We start from the raw sequence: 20,445 nt of genomic DNA, 5'->3' as shown, positions 1-20,445 counted from the left end.
CTCAGCTCCGCACGGGCGGCTCCTCGGCATCCGTCTCGCCTCGCCGCCGCTCGCGGCCCAGCGGAATGGTCGCGAGAAGTCCCACCACCAGGAAGCCGGCCGCGGTGAACGCCGACAGTCGCGTCGCATCGGAGAACGCCGCCTTCGCGTCAGCGGCGATCGGCGCGGTCGCCGGGTTCGCGGCGAGGCCCGCGATGGCGCCGCCGGAGCTGTCGACGACGGCCGACACGATCTGATCGCGCTGCTGCGGCGGCAGGCCGCGGTCGTCGAGCGACGACGACAGGATGCCGGCGGTGCCGGTGAACAGCACCGTTCCGAGGATCGCGATCCCCAGCGCCGAGCCGACCTGTCGGGCCGTCGACTGCGTCCCCGACCCCTGTCCGGACAGCTCGACCGGCACGTCCTGCAGGATGACTCCGGTCAGCTGCGCCGTGGCGAGTCCCACGCCGAAGCCGTAGACGAACAGCGCGGGCAGCAGCCACAGCCAGGCCGACTGCGTCCCGGCATCCGCGCCGACGACGAGGCCCGCCGCGACCACGCCCACGATCTCGGCGACGAGTCCGGCGCGGACGATCAGCACCGCGCTGACCTTGCCGTTGGAGGCTCCCGCGAACCCGCTGGCCACGAACGAGCCCGCGGCGAGCGCGATGAGGATGAGGCCGGTCTGCAGGGCGTCGAATCCGAGGACGAACTGCAGCCACAGCGGCAGCGACAGGATGATCCCGAACTCGCCCAGCGCCACGACGAGCGCGGCGATGTTGCCGCTGCGGAAGCTCGCGATGGAGAAGAGGCGGGGATCGAGCAGGGTCGGTCGTCCCCGACGCGCCTGGCGCCGCGACCACGTCACGAAGCCCACCGCCGCCAACAGTGCCAGCGCGAAGGCGACCGGTACGGGCGAGACGGAGAACGGCCAGCTCCAGCCGGCGACGGTGAACGGGGCGTCGACGTCCCACCATCCGAGGGTGCGGCCTTCGATCAGTCCGAAGACGAGCGCTCCGAAGAGGAGGACCGACAGCACCGCGCCGAGCGCGTCGATCGCGGGCGCGTTCTGGGCGCGCGACTCGCCCACCGCCCACAGCACGCCGATCGCGATGATCACGCCGAGGGGGATGTTGATGCCGAAGGCCCACCGCCACGAGAACGAGGTCGTCAGCCAGCCGCCGAGGAGGGGCCCCACCGCCGCCATTCCGCCGATCGTCGACCCCCAGACCGCGAAGGCGATGCCGCGCTCACGACCCTGGAAGGTCGCGTTCAGCAGCGACAGCGTGCTGGGCAGCATCATCGCACCGCCGACGCCCTGCACGAGACGGGCGAGGATCAGCAGGTCGCCCGTCGGCGCGAACGAGGCGATCACCGACGCGACCGTGAACAATGCGACGCCGATCAGCAGCAGGCGTCGCCGTCCGATGCGGTCGGCGAGCGACCCGAACAGCAGCAGCAGCGCGGCGAACACGAGCGTGTACGCCTCCTGCACCCACTGCACCTGTGTGGAGGTGATCCGCAGGTCGTCGACGATCGCCGGAATCGCGACGTTGACGATCGTCGAGTCCACGATGATCAGCGCGACCGCGAGGCTGATGAAGACCAGGCCGATCCAGCGGCGTGACGTGACGTCCTTCATGAATAGCTAGCTTATCTAGCAATTTTCCGGCTGCCAACCGCCGGTCCTAGACTCGGGCCATGGCAGCGGCGCAGCGCGAGGAACGTTCCTTCATCGATCCTCACGGCATCCGCACCATCTACGACGTCTACGAGCCGGGCGGCGACGCCGCCCGCGTCCGCGGCGTCGTGCAGATCCTCCACGGCGTCGGGGAGCACGCGGGCCGCTACGCCCACGTCGCCGAGGCGCTCACGGCCGCCGGCTATCTCGTCTACGCCGACGATCACCGCGGGCACGGGCGCACCGGCCTGGAGCAGCACGGAGGCGACGTGCGCCGGCTGGGTCGACTCGGCCCCGGTGGGCTTCGGGCCGCCGTCGCGGCCTGCGCTCAGTTGAGCAGCATCATCCGCGCCGACCACCCCGGGCTGCCCCTCATCCTCGTCGGGCACTCGTGGGGCTCGTTCCTCGCGCAGATGCTGCTCGACCGGCATCCGCGGGACTACGACGCCGTCGTCCTCACCGGCTCGGCCCTGCGCTGGCCCGGAGCCCTGAACTCGGGTGACCTCAACGCGCCGTGGAAGGCGCCCGATGCGATGGGATCGGAGTGGCTGTCCTCCGACCTCGCGGTCGGCCGCGCGTTCCTCGACGACCCGCTGACGACCTCGGAGCCGCTCGCGAAGCTCTTCGGGCCGCTCGACACGCTGCGGCTGATCGGAAAGCCCGCGAAGGACCTTCCCCGCGACGTGCCGCTGTTGCTGATGATCGGGCGCGACGACACCGTCGGGGGCCCGCGCAGCATCCACCGTCTCGCCGAGGCGTACCGGCGCCGCTCCGGCCTCACCGACGTCACGACGCTGATCTACCCCGACATCCGCCACGAGGTGTTCAACGACGTGACGCGCGAGGCCGTGATCGCCGATCTGATCGCGTGGATCGACCGGCACCTCCTGCACGCGGTGTGACGGCCGGATCGCGTCGCGCCGACGGTGCGCCGGAGGGCTGCCTCGACCTCGTACGCTGGAGTCATGCACGGGGAGTACAAGGTTCCGGGCGGCAAGCTCGTCGTCGTCGACCTCGAGGTCGATAACGGGCGCATCGCCGATTTCCACCTCGCGGGGGACTTCTTCCTCGAGCCCGACGACGCGTTGGCCGACATCGACGCCGCCGTCACCGGGCTTCCCGTGGAAACGGATGCCGCGGGCATCGCGGCCGCCGTCCGCGGGGCGCTGCCCGACGGCGCGCAGCTGCTCGGGTTCACGCCCGAGTCGGTCGGCACGGCCGTGCGCCGGGCGCTCGTGACCGCTCCCGGTTGGCGCGACTTCGAGTGGGAGGTCGTGCACGAGAAGGCGGTCTCGCCCGCCATGAACCTCGCGCTCGACGAGGTGCTCACGACGCGGGTGGGCGATGGTCGACGCAAGCCGACCCTGCGTATCTGGGAGTGGAACGAGTCGGCCGTCGTAATCGGCTCGTTCCAGTCGTACCGCAACGAGGTCGACCCCGAGGGCGCGGCGCGGCACGGATTCGACGTCGTGCGGCGCATCTCCGGCGGTGGCGCCATGCTGATGGCGGCGGGCTCGATCGTCACCTACTCGCTCTACGTGCCCGCCGCGCTCGTCGCCGGCCTCACCTTCGCGGACTCCTACGCGTTCCTCGACGACTGGGCCCTGCAGGCGCTGCGCTCGCTCGGCGTGGATGCCGTGTACCAGCCGCTCAACGACATCGCCTCGCCGGCCGGAAAGATCGGCGGCGCCGCGCAGAAGCGGCTCGCGAACGGCGGCGTGCTGCATCACGCGACGCTGTCCTACGACATGGACGGTCAGGTGATGACCGAGGTTCTGCGCATCGGCCGCGAGAAGCTCAGCGACAAGGGCACCGTCTCTGCGGCCAAGCGCGTCGACCCGCTGCGGAGCCAGACGGGACTGCCGCGCGAGGCGATCATCGAGCGGTTCATGCAGACGTTCTCCACGCTCTATGGCGCCGAGCCCGGTTATATCACCGAAGAGGAATATGCCGAGGCCGAGGCGCTCGTCGAGGAGAAGTTCTCCACCGACGCCTGGCTGCACCGCGTTCCGTGACCCACGCACCGGCATCCGGCACCGTCGACGTTCCCGGCGCCGTCGAGATCCACCACGGCGACAACCTCGCGGTCGCGCGCGCACTCCCGGATGCCGCGTTCACCCTGATCTACCTCGATCCGCCGTTCAACACGGGACGCCTCCAGGGCAAGGCGATCGAGTCCGCCGACCGCGGGGGCGTGCGCGGCGAGGTCAAGACCGGCTTTCGCGGCACGAGCTACGCGCGCCTGCGCGGCGATCTGCGCCGCTACGACGACCGTTTCGACGACTACTGGGAGTTCCTGGAGCCGCGCCTGCGGGAGGCGTGGCGACTGCTCGCCGCCGACGGCACCCTCTACGTGCATCTCGACTATCGCGAAGCCCACTACGCGAAGGTGCTGCTCGATGCACTCTTCGGGCGCGAGTGCTTCCTCAACGAGCTGATCTGGGCCTACGACTACGGCGCCAAGAGCCGCCGCCGGTGGCCCACGAAGCACGACACGATACTGGTCTACGTGAAGGATCCACGCGGGTACTGGTTCGATTCGGATGCCGTCGACCGAGAGCCCTACATGGCCCCCGGGCTCGTCACGGCCGAGAAGGCGGCCCGGGGCAAACTCCCGACCGACGTGTGGTGGCACACGATCGTGCCGACCAGCGGCCGCGAGAAGACGGGCTACCCCACGCAGAAGCCCGAAGGTATCCTTCGTCGGATCGTCCAGGCGTCCAGCCGACCCGGCGATCGCGTGCTCGATCTTTTCGCCGGCAGCGGCACCACGGGGGCGGTGTGCAGCGCGCTGGGGCGCGACGCCGTGCTCGTCGACGACAACCCCGAGGCCATCGCGGTGATGCGCCGCCGCATGCCGCATGCGCGCATCGTGACGGCCGAGCCGCGACCGCCCGTGCCGTGATCGACTCCGGCCCCGATCGGGCCGTGCCATGATCCGACCGTGCAGAGCGATCCCGAGATCCTGATCACCGCCGGACGTGTGCGCGGTCGCTGGCGGACGGCGGCGGACGGGAGCCGTTCGGCCGCGTTCCTCGGCATCCCGTTCGCGGAGCCGCCGGTGGGAGAGCGGCGCCACGGCGCAACGCGGTGACCCCGGGATCACCCTCATCCCGAGCCCAGCATCCCCGGCGACGGCACGCTCAACGTCAATGTCGTCACGCCCGACCCGGGAGCCGCCGGGCTTCCGGTGCTCGTGTGGATCCACGGCGGAGGCTTCTTCTCCGGCTCGCCCGCCAGCCCCTGGTACGACGGACGTGCTTTCGCGCGCGACGGCGCCGTGACCGTGACCACCTCGTACCGCCTCGGCGTGGACGGTTTCGGTCACATCGACGGTGCGCCGTCCAACCGCGGCGTCCGCGACTGGCTCGCGGCGCTGGAGTGGGTACAGGAGAACATCGCCGCCTTCGGGGGCGATCCGGCCCGCGTGACGATCGCCGGCCAGTCGGCCGGAGGCGGTGCGGTGCTGACCCTCCTCGGGATGCCGTCGGCACAACACCTGTTCCACCGGGTGTGGTCGCTGTCTGCCGCTCTCGGCGATGTGGAGCCCGAGCGCGCTCGGGCTCCACATCGCCGCGATCGCCGCCGCAGCCGGGGTCTCCGCCGACCGCCACGGGTTCGCATCGATCCCCGAGGAACGCCTGCTCGCGCTGCAGAAGCAGGCGACCGCGATCGATCCGAAGGCGGCGGCGCAGATGCTCGCTGTCGGGCTCGCCCTCGGTCCCGAGATCGACGGCGAGCTGCTGCCGCGCGCGACCGGCGCGTCGTTCGCGGCTGGCGTGGGAGCGGACAAGCCGCTCGTGCTGGGCACGACCGACGACGAGTTCACGATGATCTTCGCGCGCGCGGCCCGGGCGATGCGCTGGGTGCCCCGGAGCATCGTCCTCGGTCGTCTCGGGCTGGAACGACGACGGCGCCGCGCCTACCTCGCGGCCAACCGCGACGTCGCCGCGCACGGGACGGCGCGCGTCGCCGGTCGCTATCTCACCGACCGCATGTTCCGAGAGAAGAACGTGCAGCTCGCGGATGCGCGCGGTGCGGCGCCCACCTGGATGTACCGATTCTCGTGGCCGTCGGGGCGCTTCGGATTCGCGGAGCACTGCCTCGACGTGCCCTTCTTCTTCGACTGTCTGGATGCCGAGGGCATCGCGCCGCTGGCGGGCGATGCGCCGCCCCCGCAGCTCGCCGACGCGGTGCACGCCGACGCGGTCGCGTTCGTCGCCGGCGGCGATCCCGGATGGACCCGGTGGAGTGCGGCGCAGGCGGCGCGGATCTACGACGTACCGGTCTCGGAGCGGGTCGGCGCCTACGCCTCGGTGGCGCCGCTGCGCTGAGCACCCGAGACGGCGTCCTCGCCGGCGCGCACGCCGATGACCGCTCGGTTCGCGGCGGCCATGGCGGCGGCGCGGCCGGCCGAGCGCGCCGCGACGAAATCGTAGAAGGTGAGCGCGAGTCGCAGGGGGCCGAGCTCGAGCGGGCGGAAGTCGCGGGTGCGGCGAAGACGCGCCCACAGGTGCGGATCGAGCTCGCGCAGGTAGCCGCGGGCGCGGTGGGCGTGCGCCGTGTTCGAGGCGATGCGGATGGTGCGGGCCTCCCGCAGCCACGGCAGGCTGAACGACAGGTTCTCCCGTGTGCTCTCGGCCGCCGACTCGATGGCGACGGCATCCGGCGGCACGCCCAGACGAACAGTCGCGTGACGCGCCATCACCGCCGCCTCCGGTTCGGTTCCGCGTACGGTGCCGCCGGAGAAGACGAAGAGTGCGTCGGGCGGTGCCGAGCGCACCGCGATGCGCGTCCGCCTCAGGAAGGCGAGCAGCGCCTCGTTCACCTCGGCGCCGTGGGTGCGCAACAGCCCGTGCGGGGCGCCGTCGATCTCGACGTAGGTGAGCGAGGCCACGAGTGCTCCTTCCGGGATGCCGCGGATCGACCTCCCGCCCTCGACGCTACCCGTCCCGGCGCGCGCCGTCCGAGGGATGCACGGTGAACACGTGCGCAGCGCCGAAGCCCGCGGCGGCGAATGCCGCGGCGACACGGGCGGTCGCCTCATCGACCAGTTCGCGGTCGATGAGCGCGATCGCGGCGCCGCCGAAGCCGCCGCCGGTCATGCGGGCGCCGACGGCCCCTGCTGCGCGCGCGGTCTCCACGGCCAGGTCGAGCTCGGGCGTGGAGATCTCGAAGTCGTCGCGCATCGACGCGTGCGACGCGTCGAGAAGCGCGCCGATCGCCCGCGGTCCCTCCGCGCGCAGCAGGCGCACGGCGTCGAGCACACGCTGGTCCTCCGTGACGACGTGGCGGACGCGCCGAAAGGTCACGTCGTCCATCAGCGCACGGGCGCGGTCCAGGTCGGCCGGCACGAGGTCGCGCAGGGCCGCGACGCCCATGATCTCGGCTCCGCGTTCGCAGGCCTCGCGGCGCTCGCCGTAGCCGCCGGTGGAGTGCGCGTGGCTCACGCGGGTGTCGATGACGAGCACCTCCAGACCGGCGTCGGCGAACCCGAGCGGCACGACATCGGCCTCCAGCGACCGGCAGTCGAGGAAGATGCCGGCGTCGGCGCGGCCGAGCATCGACGCCATCTGGTCCATGATCCCGGTGGGGGCTCCCACCGCCAGGTTCTCGGCGCGGCGACCGGCCTGGGCGAGATCCACCGGCGAGAGGGAGAGCTGCCACACGTCGTTGAGAGCGGATGCCGTGGCGCCCTCGATCGCCGCCGATGACGAAAGCCCTGCGCCGACGGGGACGTCGGAGGCCAGAGCGATGTCGACCCCGGTGAGGGCGTCGGCGTCGCGGCCGGCGGCACGCGCGGCATCCCGCAGCGCCCACGCCACCCCGAGCGGATAGCGCGCCCACTCGACGATCTCGTCGCGGCGGGCGGGGAACAGCGCGTCGAGGTCGGCGAGGGCGACCTCCACCGGCACCGGATCGAACGTCGACACGACGCGGATGCGCCCGTCGCCGCGCGTGCCCAGCGCCGCGATCGTGCGGCCGTCGATCGCGAAGGGGAAGACGAAGCCGTCGTTGTAGTCCGTGTGCTCGCCGATCAGGTTCACCCGTCCCGGAGCCGACCAGTATCCCGCGGGCTCTGCGCCGGTGAGCTCGCCGAACAGGTCGTGCGCGTCGGTGCGTGGTGTGGCCGTGGTCGTCACAGCTGGACTCCTTCGATGGCGGATCGCAGCCGATCGGCGGCGGTCTCGGGGGGGACGTCGCCGATCCAGGCGCCCATGGCCGCTTCGGATCCGGCGAGGAACTTGAGCTTGTCGGCGGCGCGACGCGGGCTCGTGATCTGCAGGTTCAGGCGCACCGTGTCGCGACCGACGTGGACGGGTGCCTGATGCCAGGCGGCGATGTAGGGGGTCGGGTCGCCGTAGAGGGCGTCGATGCCGCGCAGCAGCCGCAGATAGATCGGTGCGAGTTCGTCGCGCTCGGCGTCGTCGAGGGCGGCGAAGTCCGGCACGTGACGGTGGGGGAGCAGGTGCACCTCGATCGGCCAGCGCGCGGCGAACGGCACGAAGGCGGTCCAGTGCTCGCCCCGCAGCAGCACGCGGGGGCCTGCCTGCTCGAACGCGAGGATACGAGCGAAGAGGTCCGGTGCCGTCCGGTCGATCGCGTCGAGGAGTCGGGTCGTGCGCGCGGTGATGTACGGATACGAGTAGATCTGGCCGTGGGGGTGCTGCAGCGTGACACCGATCGCCTCGCCGCGGTTCTCGAACGGGAACACCTGCTGCACGCCGGGCAGCGCCGACAGGGCCGCCGTGCGGTCGGCCCACGCCTCGATCACCGTGCGTGCGCGTGTCGGCGTCTGCGTGCCGAACGAGCCGCTGCGCGCCGGTGAGAAGCACACGACCTCGCAGCGGCCGACGCTGGTGCGGGTGCGACCGAGGCCCAGGTGCGCGAGGTCGTCGAGCCCGCGCGGGGGATCGGATGCCGCGGGGGCGTCTCCGGTCGCCTCGGACAGTGCCGGACCGAAGGAGGGCGAGCGGTTCTCGAAGACGGCGACGTCGTAGTGCGAGGGGATCTCGGACGGGTTGGTCGGGGTCTGCGGGGCGAGCGGATCGAGTTCGGCGGGCGGCAGGAAGGCGCGGTTCTGTCGGGCGGCGGCGACGGAGATCCAGTCTCCCGTGAGGATGTCCTGGCGCATGGTCGCCGTCGCCGGGCGGGGGTCGAGGCTGCGCGTGTCGAGGGCGCGATCGGGGCCGAGGGTCGTGTCGGGGTCGTCGAAGTAGATGAGGTCGCGCCCGTCGGCGAGGCGGGTGGGGCGCTTGACGACGCCCGCGCCGAGCGGCGTCGCGGGGGCCGTCGGCGGTGTCGCGGGGGCGAGGTGAGGAGGCGGCTCCGGCATGTTCACGATAACACGATACGGCTATGTGCGTGCTATCGTCAACACGGAGGTCGGGATGGCACACAAACGCGCGTCGATGGCGGATGTCGCACGGATCGCGGGGGTGTCGGCGCAGACCGTCTCTCGTGTCGTCAACGCCAGCCCGCGGGTCGACCCCGCCACCCGCGCCCGCGTCGAGGAGGCGATGGCACGCAGCGGCTACCGCATCCACCGCGCCGCCCGGGCCCTGCGCACGGGGAGGTCCGGCACGATCGGCGTCGTCGTCTCCACGCTCGCGACTGTCGGAAACTCGCTCATGCTCGAGGCGGTGACCGATGCCGCCGCCGAACGCGAGCACGACGTCGCGGTGGTCACCCTCGGCTCCGGAGACGCCGCCGAAGCGCTCCAGCGGCTCAACGAGCAGGGAGTCGACGGCGTGGTCGTCATCAACGAAGCCTCCGCTCTCGTCCGCTCGGCGGATCTGCCGACCGCTCTTCGACTCGTCGTCGTCGACTCGCCGCCCGACGACCGGTTCGCCGGCGTGGAGACCGATCATGCCGGGGGAGCGGCCGGCGCGACCGCGCACCTGCTCGCACTCGGGCACGCCACGGTCGCGCACATCGCCGGGCCGACGACCTCGTACGCGGCCGCCGAGCGCGAGCGCGGATGGCGCGACACCCTCGAGGCGGCGGGGCGTCCCGTCGGCGCGCTCGTGCGCGGTTCCTGGACCTCGGCATCCGGCTACGAGGCAGCCCAGACGCTCATCGGCGACGGCGCCGTCGGCACCGCCCTGTTCGTCGCCAACGACCAGATGGCCCTCGGGGCGCTGCGCGCCCTCGCCGAGCATGGTGTGCGGGTGCCCGAAGACGTCAGCGTCGTCGGCTTCGACGACGTCGACGACGCGGCCAACTACCGGCCTCCTCTCACGACGGTGCGCCAGCACTTCGACCGGCTCGGCGCCCAGGCCGTCGCCGCTCTTCTCGACGAGGGCGACGACCTCGAGTCCACGTCGGCGACCGGGGCGACCCGCGCCGTCATGCCGGCTCCCCTCATCGTGCGCGACAGCACAGGCCCCGCGCCGGTCTGATCGCGGGGCGACGTTCGCGAGGTCAGTCGACGGCGACGGCGTCGATCAGCGCCGCGGCCTGGGGTTGCAGCACCGGCGGCCGGAGCCCGGCGGTCCCGCGTGGCGCCAGACGACCTTCTACCCCTTCTCGCTCACGTCCCGCCTCGGCCGCGGCACCGCGCGGCGGGTCGAGATCGACGGCGCGCCGCGCGTGCAGAGCGCGCGCTTCGGCGACGTCTCCGCCGTCAACGCGGTCGTCACGACCGACGACGCCGGCACGAGCGTGTTCCTCGTGAACCGCTCGGTGTCGGATGCCGCGGAGCTCGTGATCGATCTGCGCGAACTCGACGCGGCATCCCTCGCCGCCGTCGAGTCGTGGATGATCACCGATGCCGATTACCGGGTGAGGCCGCAGTCGCTGGAGGTCATCCGTCAGGGCGACGAGCTGCGCGTGTCACTGCCGGCCGTCTCGTGGGCGGTCATCCGCCTGACCGCCGGAGACGGCGTTTCGACTCGTCGCTGCGCTCCTCGCTCAACGACCGGAAAGCACCGCTTCCCGCGTTCGTTGAGCGAGCGCCGTTCGTTGAGCGAGCGCAGCGAGTCGAAACGCAGAGTCGAAACGCAGCGCCGCGCCGGGATCAGCGCGCGTTGCGGCGCGCCTCCCAGCCGGTGCGCACCATCTCGTCGACGGTGTAGCGGTTGGTCCAGTCCAGGTCGCGGGCGGCCAGCTCCCCGGTGGCGACGATGCGGTCGGGGTCGCCCGGGCGGCGCGGACCGATCCTCGGCGTGAAGTCGGTGCCGGTCACGCGGGCCATGGCATCCATGATCTCGCGCACGCTCAGGCCGTTCTGCGACCCCAGGTTGTACGCGGCCTCGATGGGCTCACCCGCCTCGAGTCGCTGCGCCGCGACGACGTGCGCGGCCGCGATGTCGCCGACGTGCACGTAGTCGCGCACGTTGGTGCCGTCGGGGGTGTCGTAGTCGTCGCCGTTGATCTGCGGGGTCTCGCCGGCGAGCAGCTTCTCGAACACGATCGGGAAGAGGTTGTGGGGGCTCGTGTCGTACACCGACGGGTCGGCCGAGCCGACCACGTTGAAGTAGCGCAGCGACGTGTGGCGGAGGGGCTGCTCGTCGGATGCCGTCGCCACGCCCTGATCGCGCAGCAGCCATTCGCCGATGAGCTTCGACTCGCCGTAGGGCGACGCGGGGCGCTTGGGCAGGTCCTCGGTCACCAGGGGCACGTCGGGGGTGCCATAGACCGCGGCTGAGGAGGAGAAGACGATGTTGTGCACACCGGCATCCGCCATGGCCGCCAGCACGACGCGGGTGCCCTCGACGTTCTGCTCGTAGGTGTGCAGCGGGCGCTGCACCGAGACGCCGGCGTACTTGAATCCGGCGACGTGGATCACGCCCGTGACGCCGTGTTCGCGCATCGTGTCGACCAACAGCGCGCGATGCAGGATCGTGCCCTCCACGAACGGCACGCCCTTGGGCACGAACGACGCGTGGCCGCTCGAAAGGTCGTCCACGACGACCGGGGCGATGCCCGCCGCCTGCAGGGCGCGCACCACGTGCGCACCGATGTATCCCGCTCCGCCGGTCACAAGCCACGTCATGTGTCCATCCTGCCCGATGCGAGCCGGTGACCGATGCCGCGGGCCGGTGAACGCGTAGCATCGCGCCCATGACCCGCGTCGTCCTCGCCCCCGACAGCTTCAAGGGCTCGATCCCCGCCGTCGCGGTCGCCGCCGCACTGCGCGACGGGTGGCGGTCGGTGCGACCGGCCGACGAGGTGGTGCTGCGGCCGATGGCCGACGGGGGAGAGGGGACGTTGGACGCGTTCGCCGCTGCCGTCCCGGGCGCGACGCGGATGCCGCTCACGGTCACCGGGCCCGCGGGAACGCCCGTTGACACCGCATGGCTGCTGCTGCCGGACAGTACCGCGGTCGTCGAGCTCGCGGCGACGAGCGGGATCGAACTGCTCGGTGGCCGGTTGCGTCCCTGGGACGCGTCGACGCGCGGGTTCGGCGAGGCGATCGCCGCCGCGCTCGAGCACGGTGTGGAGCGCCTCGTCCTCGGCATCGGATCGAGCGCGTCCACCGATCTCGGCGTCGGTATGCTCTCGGCGCTCGGTGCCGGGTTCGTCGACGGCGCCGGAGCCGCGGTGCCCGACGGCGCCGGCGGGCTGGCGGCGATCGCCCACGTCGACACCGCTGCGCTGCGACATCCTCCTGTCGGCGGCATCGTCGTGCTCTCCGATGTGACCACCCCGCTGCTCGGCCCCTCGGGTGCGGCCGCGGTCTTCGGACCGCAGAAGGGCATCGACGACATCGCGCGCGCAGAGGCGGGCCTCGCGCACGCCGCGTCGCTGTTCCCGCTCGATCCGATGGTGGCGGGCGCGGGCGCGGCGGGAGGCACCGGCTTCGCCCTGCTGACCTGGGGTGCGCGACTCGTCTCCGGCGCCGAGGAGATCGCCCGCCTCGTCGGACTCGCGGATGCCGCCGCGACCGCCGATCTCGTCGTCACGGGTGAGGGGGCCTACGACGATCAGTCCGCCGCGGGAAAGGCCCCCTCCGTGGTCGCCGCGGCGGCCGGTGCGGCCGGAGTGCCGACGGCTCTCGTCGCCGGACGGATCGCCCCCGCGGCGGATGCGACCGCGTTCTGCGCGGCGATCGCGCTCACCGACCTTGCCGGGTCGGCGGACGCCGCGCTCGCCGATCCCGCCCGGTGGCTGCGCGCCGCCGGGGCGCAGCTCGCAGCGGGGGTCGCGGGCGTGGCGTGAGGAGTGGGCGCCGCGGCGCCGCGCACGTCGCGTGTTGACGTCAACATCGCGACGGCAGCGGCATCTGCGCCCCCCCGTTGTGACGATCACCCCCAACCCCGCCTACGCCTCCGAGCCCTTCAAGGGTTGGGGGACGAGCCTGGTCTGGTTCGCGAACGCCGCCGGCGGCTATCCGGAGGAGGTACGTCAGGACCTCCTCGACAAGGTGTTCGGCGAGAAGGAGCTCAACCTCAACATCGCCCGCTACAACATCGGCGGCTGTTCTCGACGCCGCGAGCCCTCGGCACCGCAACCGTCTCGGCAGCGGGAACGATCGCCGTGACCGTTCCGACGGATGCTCCGGCGGGCGCGCACCGCCTCGCGGTGACCGACGCCTCCGGAGCGGTGATCGGGTGGTACGCGGTCACGGTGACGGCAGCGCCGACGGCGCTGGCGACGTCCGGCGCCACGGCCCCGTTCGGTGTGGCTCTGGCCATCGCCATGCTCCTGGTCCTCGCCGGCGCGGCGCTGGTCCTGCGTCGGCGTCCCGCGCGAGGCTGAGTGAGCGGAAGCGGCCCCGGACCCTCTCTGTGAGGGGCCGGGGCCGCTTCCGTTCGTGCGGTCAGCGATCGGTGCGTGTCACGCGTCGCCCAGCGCCGCCGCGACGACGGCGCGGGCTTCGGCCTGCACGTCGCGCAGGTGTTCCTCGCCGCGCAGCGACTCGGCGTACAGCTTGTAGACGTCCTCCGTGCCGGAGGGGCGTGCGGCGAACCAGGCGTGTGCGGTCTGCACCTTGAGGCCACCGATCGCGGCGCCGTTGCCGGGCGCGTGCGACAGTTTCGCGGTGATCGGCTCGCCGGCGAGCTCGGTCGCGGTGACCGCCTCCGGGGCGAGCTTGGACAGGGCGGACTTCTGCGCCGGCGTCGCCGGGGCGTCCACGCGCTGATAGGCGGAGGCGCCGAACTGGGCCTCCAGCTCGGCATAGCGCTGCGACGGCGTCTTGCCGGTGACCGCGAGGATCTCCGCGGCGAGAAGGCACAGGAGGATGCCGTCCTTGTCGGTCGTCCACACCGAGCCATCGAAACGCAGGAAGGAGGCTCCCGCCGACTCCTCGCCGCCGAACGCGACCGACCCGTCGAGAAGGCCGGGAACGAACCACTTGAACCCGACCGGCACTTCGAGCAGGCGCCGACCGAGCGCCTCGGCGACCCGGTCGATGATCATCGACGAGACGAGGGTCTTGCCGACGGCGGCGTCGGCCGCCCACTGTGGGCGGTGCGCGTACAGGTAGTCGATCGCCACTGCCAGGTAGTGGTTGGGGTTCATCAGCCCGGCATCCGGCGTCACGATGCCGTGGCGGTCGGCGTCGGCGTCGTTGCCTGTGAGGATGTCGTACTCATGGCGTCGCGCCACGAGAGCGGCCATCGCGGACGGCGACGACGGGTCCATGCGGATCTTCTCGTCCCAGTCCAGTGTCATGAAGCGCCACGTCGGGTCGACCTCGGGGTTCACGACGGTGAGATCGAGCCCGTAGCGCTCGCCGATCAGCTGCCAGTACTCGACCGAGGCGCCGCCCAGGGGGTCCGCGCCGATGCGCACGCCCGCCTTCGCGATGGCGGCGACGTCGATGATGCTGCCGAGGTCGGCGACATAGCCTTCACGGAAGTCGTACGAACCGAGGGTGTCGGCGTCGATGTCCTTGAAGGGCGTGCGCCGCACGCCCTCGAGGCCGGCGGCGATGAGGGCATTGGCGCGGTCGGCGATCCAGCCGGTGGCATCGGTGTCGGCCGGGCCGCCGTGGGGCGGGTTGTACTTGAAGCCCCCGTCTCGCGGCGGGTTGTGCGAGGGGGTGACCACGATGCCGTCGGCGCGAGCGGGGTCGTCGGCGGCCAGATCGCGGTTGTAGGTGAGGATGGCGTGGCTGAGGGCCGGTGTCGGCACCCACGAATCGCGGGAGTCGGTACGGACGTCCACACCGTTGGCGACCAGGACCTCCACCGCCGTCCGCTCTGCCGGAAGCGACAGGCCGTGCGTGTCGCGACCGAGGAAGAGCGGACCGCTGATGCCCTGCGCCGTGCGGTAGTCGACGATCGCCTGGGTGGTCGCGAGGATGTGGTCCTCGTTGAAGCTCGTGCTCAGCGACGAGCCGCGGTGGCCGCTCGTGCCGAAGGCGACACGCTGTTCGGCGACGGCCGGATCGGGCTTGAGGTCGTAGTAGGCGGCGATGAGCTCATCGATGTCGACGAGGTCGGAGGCTTCGGCTGGCTGTCCTGCGCGGCTCATGTCCACAGTCTGTCACTGCCGCGGCGCCCGTGCTCACTCTCGGTGCAGGACCGATGTCGCCGTGCTGTCGGACAGCTTGTTGATGAGCGTGAGCGTGTCGGGCTTGCACCCGTACTTCGCGTCGCTGATCGGCGCGACCGAGATCTGCTGGCTGATGGCGCCGGCATCCGTGCCCTTGCCGTCGATCGTCGCGACGATCTCCAAGCCCGACGTGTCCTGGGTCTGGCTGCCGATCCCGTTGCCGGTGACCGTGTAGGTTCCCGTGATCGAGCCCTTGAAGTTGATGAGGATGGTCGTTCCCGACACGTTCGCGGTGACCTGCTCGGCCGGGGTCCACGTGTAGGTCCCGTCCTTGCGGAGGATGAGATCCGCGGTGCCGACGGGAGTGAACTTCGCACCGGATCCCGCCATGAGCGAGTTCACGTCGTTGTAGAACGCGGTGACCTGGTCCTGGCCCATGTGCCACGCGCCGACGAGGCAGGCGAGGTCGGCCGTGGGCGACGGCGAGGGCGTCGCTGTCGGAGTGGGCGTCGGCGTCGGGGTTGCGCTCGCAGAACCGGTCGGCGTGGGCTGGGTCGCCGGCTTCTCCTCGACGGGGGCGCATGCGCTCAACCCGAGCGCGAGGACGGAGGCGGTGACGACGGCGAGGGGGGAGAATCGGCGGATCACCCCTTCAGCGTAGGCTGTCACCCGTGACTTCCGCGCCTTCGCCGACCGGGGCGTCTGCGGCATCCGTGCCCGCGCGCCGTACCTACAGCTATCTCGGACCGGCCGGAACCTTCACCGAAGCGGCGCTGGCGCAGGTGCCCGAAGCGCGCGATCAGATCTGGCGTCCGGTGCGCAATGTCGCCGAAGCGCTCGCCGATGTCGTCGAGGGCCGGTCGGATGCCGCGATGATCGCGATCGAGAATTCGGTCGACGGCGGAGTGTCCACGGCGCAGGATGCGCTGGCCACGATGCCCGGGCTGAGAATCATCGGTGAGTATCTGGTCCGCGTGAACTTCGTGCTCGTCGCCCGCCCGGGAACCCGCATCGAAGACGTCACCCTCGTGGCCGCGCACCCGGTCGCCTACGCGCAGTGCCTGCGGTGGCTGTCGGCGCATCTGCCCGACCATGCGCACCTGCCGGCGTCGAGCAATGTCGCCTCGGCCGTGGACATGCTGGAGGGTGTGAGCGACGCGGATGCCGCGGTGGCGCCGCCCGCGATCCTCGAACACCACGACCTTCAGCTGCTCGCCGAGGAGATCGGCGACAATGCCAATGCCGTCACCCGCTTCGTGCTGGTGGGGCGCACCGTCGCGCCGCCCGCGCCGACCGGCGCCGACAAGACCTCGCTGATCGTCGAGCTGCCCGAGGAGTACCCGGGCGCATTGATGGAGATGCTCGAGCAGTTCGCCACGCGCGGGATCAACCTGTCGCTGCTCGCCTCGCGACCGATCGGCGACGCCCTGGGGCGCTACCGGTTCGTCATCGACGCGGACGGGCACATCCAGGACGAGCGCATGGCCGACGCGCTGCTGGGCCTGCGGCGGTTCAGCCCGAAGATGATCTATCTGGGCTCCTATCCGCGTGCCGACCGCGCGATCGTGCACTATCCGGAGCGCTATTCGGATGAGGTGTTCGTCGAGGCCCGCGACTGGCTGCGCGCGCTCATCTCCGGCGCACCGGAGGCCTGAGCCTCCCGCCGCGCGCCTCAGGCCGCGAGCAGCTCGAGGGTCTGGATACGGCCGGCGGCGGCATCCATCGCCTCCTCGTCGTACGCACCCGACACGGGCGAGACCATGACCTCGTCGACGCCGTGGCGATCGGCGAAGGCCGAAATCGCCCCGCGCGCGTCGTCGCCGGTGCCGACGAACCAGCGCCGCCGCAGCGCGTCGAGAAGAGGGCCGGCGAGACGGTCCTCCGCCTCCGCCGCCGCGGCCTGCTCGACGCTCTCCAGAGCCGTGAGCGGGTGCCCGCCGCGCAGACGCGCCATCATGCGTGCCTGCGGCAGCATGCGCTCCTCGGCCTCGGCCGTGGTGGCGGCGACGACCGCGTTGGCGGTGAGGAAGGTTCGGGGTGCGTCGAGGTGCGCCGACGGCTGGAACTGTCCGCGATAGAGATCGAGGGCCCGTTCGAGTCCCTCGCCGGAGAAGTGATTGGCGAACACGTAGGGCAGCCCGAATGCGGCCGCGAGCTGCGCCGAGTAGTCACTCGATCCGAGCAGCCACACCTCGGGCGCGCCCGTCGCCGCCGGCGTCGCGTGGATGCCGTAGCGGTCGTCGTCGCCGGCGCGGCCCGTGAGGCGCACCGTCGCACCCTCGGGCGACATGAGCGCGCCGATGTCGCGCACGTGATCGGGGAAGCGGTCGACGTCGCTGGAGGTGCCGCTCATGCGCAGCAGCTGGGTGATGACCGGGTCGCTTCCCGGAGCCCGCCCGAGGCCCAGGTCGATGCGGCCGGGAGCGATCGCTTCGAGGGCGGCGAACTGCTCCGCGACGACGAGGGGCGCATGGTTCGGAAGCATCACGCCGCCGGAGCCGACCCGGATGCGCGACGTGCGTGCGGCGGCGGCGGCGATCAGCACGGGCGGGGTGGTCGACGCGACAGCCGGCATGTTGTGGTGCTCCGCGAACCAGTAGCGGCGGTAGCCCAGATCATCGGCGCGCTGTGCCAGAGCCAGCGAGGCGGCGACCGCCTGCGTGCTGGTCTGGCCGGTACGGACGGGTACGAGGTCGAGAACAGAGAGCGCGGGAGACATCGACGGAGACAACCCCGCGACCGCCCGCCGCATTCCACCGCCGGGATTCACCGGGCGTTCTTGACGGCCTCGTAGGCCGCCAGCGCGGCGTCGCGCGATGCCTTCAGATCGACGAGGGGCTCCCTGTCCGCGGCATCCGGCGCCCACTCGCGGACGTACCGTCCGTCGGGGTCGAACTTCTTCGCCTGCAGCTCCGGGTTGAAGATGCGGAAGTAGGGGGCGGCATCGGCTCCCGAGCCGGCGACCCACTGCCAGTTGAAGGGGTTGCTCGCGGCATCCGCGTCGACGAGGGTGTCCCAGAACCACTCCTCGCCGCGGCGCCAGTCGATGAGGAGGTTCTTGATGAGGAAGGATGCCGTCACCATCCGCACCCGGTTGTGCATGAAGCCCGACACCCAGAGCTCGCGCATCCCGGCATCCACGAGGGGCACGCCCGTCTCGCCCCGTTGCCACGCCCGCAGCAGGGAGGGCTTGAGCCGGGGCCAGGGGAAGGCGTCGTACGCGGACTTCAGGTTCTTCGCCGCGAGGTCGGGGGCATGGAAAAGGGTGTGCCAGGCGAACTCGCGCCAGCCGACCTCGGAGAGGAAGCCTCCGACGTGGGCTCCCGACGCCACCGCGGCGTGCCAGACCTGGTGGGGGCTGAGTTCTCCCCAGCGCAGCCGCGGCGACAGCATCGAGGTCGCGCCTCCGGCGGGTTCGTCGCGGGCGCGGTCGTAGTCGGCGACATCCTCGGCGAGGAACTCCCGCAGGCGGCGGCGCGCGGCCAGCTCGCCGGGTGTCCAGCGTTCGCGCAGCCCGCCCGCCCAGTCCGGTCTCGTCGGCAGGAGGCCCCAGTCGTCGAGGTCGTCGGATGCCGGGTAGCTCGACACCCCGCGCAGCTCGCGCGGCTCCGGCAGGGGCTCGCGCGGAGCGGGCGGCTGCCGGCACGCCTTCCAGAACGGCGTGAACACCCCGTAGGGGGTGCCCGCGCCGGTGCGGACGGTCCATGGCTCGAACAGCAGCGACGCCGCGAACGAGCTCACCTCGAGGCCGCCCGCTCGCAGCGACGTCTTGAGCCCGGCATCCACCTCGCGCTCGGGCGCGCTGTACCGCCGGTTCCAGAACACCGCGCCGGCGCCGACCTCGCGGGCGAGTGAAGGGATGACCTCGGATGCGGCGCCGCGGCGCAGGACGAGGCGGGTGCCCTTCTCGCGCAGGCGCTCGCCGAGCGCGGTGAGGGAGTGATGCAGCCACCACCGGGCGGCGCCGCCGAGGGGGCGCATGCCCGGCGACTCCTCGTCGAGCACATAGACCGCGATCACGGGCTCGGCGCGATCGACGCCCGCATGCAGCGCGGGATTGTCCGCGAGGCGGAGGTCGTCGCGGAACCAGACGAGGCTCGGGGATGCCGGCATGGCTCCATCGTGCCGGGTGCGTCGGGCTGCGGCGAGCCCTTGCGTATGCGGTGTCCGGCGGGCTAGATGTACTGACCCGGATCGTTGTTGACGTAGGAGAGACCTCCGTAGTCGAGTTGGAGCTGTCTAGGTTCCCTCGAGTCCACGGAGGTCTCTCGTGTCCCACGGTAATGCCCGGCTGACTCCGGCCGGCAGGTTGATCATGGTCCAGCGCATCGAGTCGGGGCGTGCGGTCGCGCACGTCGCGGCGGAGATGGGGATCTCGCGCACGACTGCGTGGCGGTGGTGGCGTCGGTTCCGGGAACACGGCCACGCAGGTCTGCAGGATCGTTCCAGCGTCGCCCACTCGCACCCGCGTAGGACGGCGGCATGCGTGGAGACGCGGGTGCGGATCATGCGACACGTCACTCGTCGCGGTCCGGTGTTCATCGCGGGCCGGCTCGGCCTGCAGCCCTCGACGGTGGGGCGGGTGCTGCGCCGCCACCACGTCCCGCTGCTACGGGAGCTGGACCCGGTCACCGGGACGGTGATCCGCGCGACCCGCCGGACGGGACGGCGCTACGAGCACGACCATCCCGGGTCCTTGATCCACGTCGATGTGAAGAAGCTGGGCCGCATCCCCGCCGGCGGCGGGTGGCGCCTCCACGGCCGCGGTGAACGACCCGCCCGCAAGCGAGGGCTGGGTTACGACTACGTCCACACCGTCATCGACGACCACTCCCGGGTCGCTTACGCGGAGATCCACGATGATGAGAAGGGCACCACCGCGGCCGGTGTTCTCGAGCGGGCGATCGCGTTCTACACGACCCTCGGAGTGAAGGTCGAGCGGGTGATCAGTGACAACGCGTTCGCATACCGCCACTCGACCGCGTTCCGCGCGGTGATCGAGCAGCACCGCATCACGCACCGGTTCATCAAACCGCACTGCCCCTGGACCAACGGGAAGGTCGAACGCCTGAACCGGACCCTCGCGACCGAATGGGCCTACGCGAGACCCTGGACCTCGAACGAGGACCGGGCCTCCGGCTTGACGACCTGGCTCGACCACTACAACCTAGACAGGCGCCACCTCGGCATCGGAGGCATCTCACCCATCGACCGCATCAACAACGGTCGAGGTCAGTACAACTAGATGTTGTGTCTCGTGAGGTTGGTGACGTTCGGCGGGTCGCTCGGGAGTAGGTGAGGTCCTCCGGGTGGGATGTGAAACGACTAAGAATCGCATT

Annotated in this window: 18 protein-coding genes and 3 pseudogenes; 12 read left to right on the top strand and 9 right to left on the bottom strand. The window is 71.5% G+C overall.

Going from position 1 to position 20,445, the window contains the following annotated elements; genetic code table 11:
* Position 1: 1 nt before the first annotated feature.
* Positions 2 to 1,621, bottom strand: coding sequence for a DHA2 family efflux MFS transporter permease subunit (locus tag ABS64_RS01465; protein WP_016464194.1), 1,620 nt, complete (start codon positions 1,619 to 1,621; stop codon positions 2 to 4).
* Positions 1,622 to 1,680: 59 nt separating this feature from the next.
* On the opposite strand from ABS64_RS01465, the gene ABS64_RS01460 reads away from it, so the two are divergent.
* From ABS64_RS01460 to ABS64_RS01440, 5 genes and pseudogenes are all read left to right on the top strand, one after another.
* Positions 1,681 to 2,562 carry an alpha/beta fold hydrolase gene (locus ABS64_RS01460; RefSeq protein WP_292680284.1) on the top strand — a complete coding sequence of 294 codons (882 nt, stop codon included), beginning with the start codon at positions 1,681 to 1,683 and terminating at the stop codon, positions 2,560 to 2,562.
* A 63-nt stretch (positions 2,563 to 2,625) separates the two neighbouring features.
* Complete coding sequence (locus ABS64_RS01455) at positions 2,626 to 3,675, top strand: biotin/lipoate A/B protein ligase family protein (protein ID WP_292680283.1); 1,050 nt, start codon at positions 2,626 to 2,628, stop codon at positions 3,673 to 3,675.
* Entirely contained in the window at positions 3,672 to 4,565 is an 894-nt protein-coding gene (locus ABS64_RS01450) for a site-specific DNA-methyltransferase (protein WP_292680281.1), read from the top strand. The genes ABS64_RS01455 and ABS64_RS01450 overlap by 4 nt, the downstream gene beginning before the upstream one ends.
* A 39-nt stretch (positions 4,566 to 4,604) precedes the next feature.
* Positions 4,605 to 5,129, top strand: a pseudogene (locus ABS64_RS01445) (carboxylesterase family protein); the annotation flags it as partial.
* A gap of 70 nt (positions 5,130 to 5,199) precedes the next feature.
* Entirely contained in the window at positions 5,200 to 5,994 is a 795-nt protein-coding gene (locus ABS64_RS01440) for a hypothetical protein (protein WP_292680279.1), read from the top strand.
* On the opposite strand, the pseudogene ABS64_RS01435 reads toward ABS64_RS01440, so the two are convergent.
* The 3 genes and pseudogenes from ABS64_RS01435 to galT form a co-directional block, all read right to left on the bottom strand.
* A pseudogene (locus ABS64_RS01435) lies at positions 5,967 to 6,542 on the bottom strand (YdcF family protein); the annotation flags it as partial. The gene ABS64_RS01440 and the pseudogene ABS64_RS01435 sit on opposite strands and share 28 nt — an antisense overlap.
* Before the next feature lie 61 nt (positions 6,543 to 6,603).
* Complete coding sequence (gene galK / locus ABS64_RS01425) at positions 6,604 to 7,803, bottom strand: galactokinase (RefSeq protein WP_292680277.1); 1,200 nt, start codon at positions 7,801 to 7,803, stop codon at positions 6,604 to 6,606.
* The gene (gene galT / locus ABS64_RS01420) at positions 7,800 to 8,996 is read right to left on the bottom strand and encodes a galactose-1-phosphate uridylyltransferase (protein ID WP_288119710.1); all 1,197 of its coding nucleotides are present in this window, start codon (positions 8,994 to 8,996) and stop codon (positions 7,800 to 7,802) included. The genes galK and galT overlap by 4 nt, the downstream gene beginning before the upstream one ends.
* Before the next feature lie 55 nt (positions 8,997 to 9,051).
* On the opposite strand from galT, the gene ABS64_RS01415 reads away from it, so the two are divergent.
* A complete protein-coding gene (locus ABS64_RS01415) occupies positions 9,052 to 10,062 on the top strand; it encodes a LacI family DNA-binding transcriptional regulator (RefSeq protein WP_292680275.1) in 1,011 nt (336 codons plus the stop codon).
* 64 nt (positions 10,063 to 10,126) lie between these two features.
* A pseudogene (locus ABS64_RS01410) lies at positions 10,127 to 10,453 on the top strand (alpha-L-arabinofuranosidase C-terminal domain-containing protein); the annotation flags it as partial.
* A 226-nt stretch (positions 10,454 to 10,679) separates the two neighbouring features.
* On the opposite strand, the gene galE reads toward ABS64_RS01410, so the two are convergent.
* Positions 10,680 to 11,657 carry a UDP-glucose 4-epimerase GalE gene (gene galE / locus ABS64_RS01405; protein WP_292680273.1) on the bottom strand — a complete coding sequence of 326 codons (978 nt, stop codon included), beginning with the start codon at positions 11,655 to 11,657 and terminating at the stop codon, positions 10,680 to 10,682.
* 68 nt (positions 11,658 to 11,725) lie between these two features.
* Between galE and ABS64_RS01400 the strand changes: the two genes are divergently transcribed.
* From ABS64_RS01400 to ABS64_RS01390, 3 genes are all read left to right on the top strand, one after another.
* Positions 11,726 to 12,823, top strand: coding sequence for a glycerate kinase (locus ABS64_RS01400; protein ID WP_292680272.1), 1,098 nt, complete (start codon positions 11,726 to 11,728; stop codon positions 12,821 to 12,823).
* Between the two features lie 79 nt (positions 12,824 to 12,902).
* Complete coding sequence (locus ABS64_RS01395) at positions 12,903 to 13,145, top strand: hypothetical protein (protein ID WP_036288982.1); 243 nt, start codon at positions 12,903 to 12,905, stop codon at positions 13,143 to 13,145.
* Positions 13,142 to 13,363 carry a hypothetical protein gene (locus ABS64_RS01390; protein WP_288121706.1) on the top strand — a complete coding sequence of 74 codons (222 nt, stop codon included), beginning with the start codon at positions 13,142 to 13,144 and terminating at the stop codon, positions 13,361 to 13,363. Before ABS64_RS01395 ends, ABS64_RS01390 begins: the two co-directional genes overlap by 4 nt.
* Before the next feature lie 78 nt (positions 13,364 to 13,441).
* Here ABS64_RS01390 and pgm read toward each other — a convergent pair whose 3' ends face one another.
* Together pgm and ABS64_RS01380 are read right to left on the bottom strand one after the other, a co-directional pair.
* Positions 13,442 to 15,085: a phosphoglucomutase (alpha-D-glucose-1,6-bisphosphate-dependent) gene (gene pgm, locus ABS64_RS01385; RefSeq protein ID WP_292680270.1), complete on the bottom strand. Its 1,644-nt coding sequence runs from the start codon at positions 15,083 to 15,085 to the stop codon at positions 13,442 to 13,444.
* Between the two features lie 33 nt (positions 15,086 to 15,118).
* Positions 15,119 to 15,754 (bottom strand): hypothetical protein, encoded by a 636-nt coding sequence (locus ABS64_RS01380; RefSeq protein ID WP_292680268.1) that lies wholly within the window; start codon positions 15,752 to 15,754, stop codon positions 15,119 to 15,121.
* Positions 15,755 to 15,777: 23 nt separating this feature from the next.
* Here ABS64_RS01380 and pheA point away from each other — a divergent pair, with 23 nt between their 5' ends.
* The gene (gene pheA / locus ABS64_RS01375) at positions 15,778 to 16,761 is read left to right on the top strand and encodes a prephenate dehydratase (protein ID WP_005054570.1); all 984 of its coding nucleotides are present in this window, start codon (positions 15,778 to 15,780) and stop codon (positions 16,759 to 16,761) included.
* Between the two features lie 17 nt (positions 16,762 to 16,778).
* Here pheA and ABS64_RS01370 read toward each other — a convergent pair whose 3' ends face one another.
* Both ABS64_RS01370 and ABS64_RS01365 read right to left on the bottom strand, forming a co-directional pair.
* Positions 16,779 to 17,858: an LLM class flavin-dependent oxidoreductase gene (locus ABS64_RS01370; RefSeq protein WP_292680492.1), complete on the bottom strand. Its 1,080-nt coding sequence runs from the start codon at positions 17,856 to 17,858 to the stop codon at positions 16,779 to 16,781.
* Between the two features lie 14 nt (positions 17,859 to 17,872).
* Positions 17,873 to 19,219, bottom strand: coding sequence for a deoxyribodipyrimidine photo-lyase (locus tag ABS64_RS01365; protein WP_292680265.1), 1,347 nt, complete (start codon positions 19,217 to 19,219; stop codon positions 17,873 to 17,875).
* A gap of 157 nt (positions 19,220 to 19,376) precedes the next feature.
* Between ABS64_RS01365 and ABS64_RS01360 the strand changes: the two genes are divergently transcribed.
* Entirely contained in the window at positions 19,377 to 20,351 is a 975-nt protein-coding gene (locus ABS64_RS01360; RefSeq protein WP_292680263.1) for an IS481 family transposase, read from the top strand.
* Positions 20,352 to 20,445: the final 94 nt, after the last annotated feature.

Origin of the sequence: Microbacterium sp. SCN 69-37, assembly GCF_001724435.1 — a bacterium.
GTDB classification, from domain to species: domain Bacteria; phylum Actinomycetota; class Actinomycetes; order Actinomycetales; family Microbacteriaceae; genus Microbacterium; species Microbacterium laevaniformans.
The sequence above is the reverse complement of the archived record's forward strand: the minus strand, read 5'-3'. Positions and strand labels throughout refer to the sequence as shown.

Excerpts from the sequence above, each read along its gene's own strand:
- ABS64_RS01400 (WP_292680272.1), top strand. The coding sequence starts at position 11,726 with ATGACCCGCGTCGTCCTCGCCCCCGACAGCTTCAAGGGCTCGATCCCC.
- ABS64_RS01455 (WP_292680283.1), top strand. The coding sequence starts at position 2,626 with ATGCACGGGGAGTACAAGGTTCCGGGCGGCAAGCTCGTCGTCGTCGAC.
- ABS64_RS01415 (WP_292680275.1), top strand. The coding sequence starts at position 9,052 with ATGGCACACAAACGCGCGTCGATGGCGGATGTCGCACGGATCGCGGGG.
- pgm (WP_292680270.1), bottom strand. The coding sequence starts at position 15,085 with ATGAGCCGCGCAGGACAGCCAGCCGAAGCCTCCGACCTCGTCGACATC.
- ABS64_RS01465 (WP_016464194.1), bottom strand. The coding sequence starts at position 1,621 with ATGAAGGACGTCACGTCACGCCGCTGGATCGGCCTGGTCTTCATCAGC.
- ABS64_RS01440 (WP_292680279.1), top strand. The coding sequence starts at position 5,200 with ATGTGGAGCCCGAGCGCGCTCGGGCTCCACATCGCCGCGATCGCCGCC.
- ABS64_RS01370 (WP_292680492.1), bottom strand. The coding sequence starts at position 17,858 with ATGCGGCGGGCGGTCGCGGGGTTGTCTCCGTCGATGTCTCCCGCGCTC.
- ABS64_RS01365 (WP_292680265.1), bottom strand. The coding sequence starts at position 19,219 with ATGCCGGCATCCCCGAGCCTCGTCTGGTTCCGCGACGACCTCCGCCTC.
- galT (WP_288119710.1), bottom strand. The coding sequence starts at position 8,996 with ATGCCGGAGCCGCCTCCTCACCTCGCCCCCGCGACACCGCCGACGGCC.
- ABS64_RS01460 (WP_292680284.1), top strand. The coding sequence starts at position 1,681 with ATGGCAGCGGCGCAGCGCGAGGAACGTTCCTTCATCGATCCTCACGGC.
- galE (WP_292680273.1), bottom strand. The coding sequence starts at position 11,657 with ATGACGTGGCTTGTGACCGGCGGAGCGGGATACATCGGTGCGCACGTG.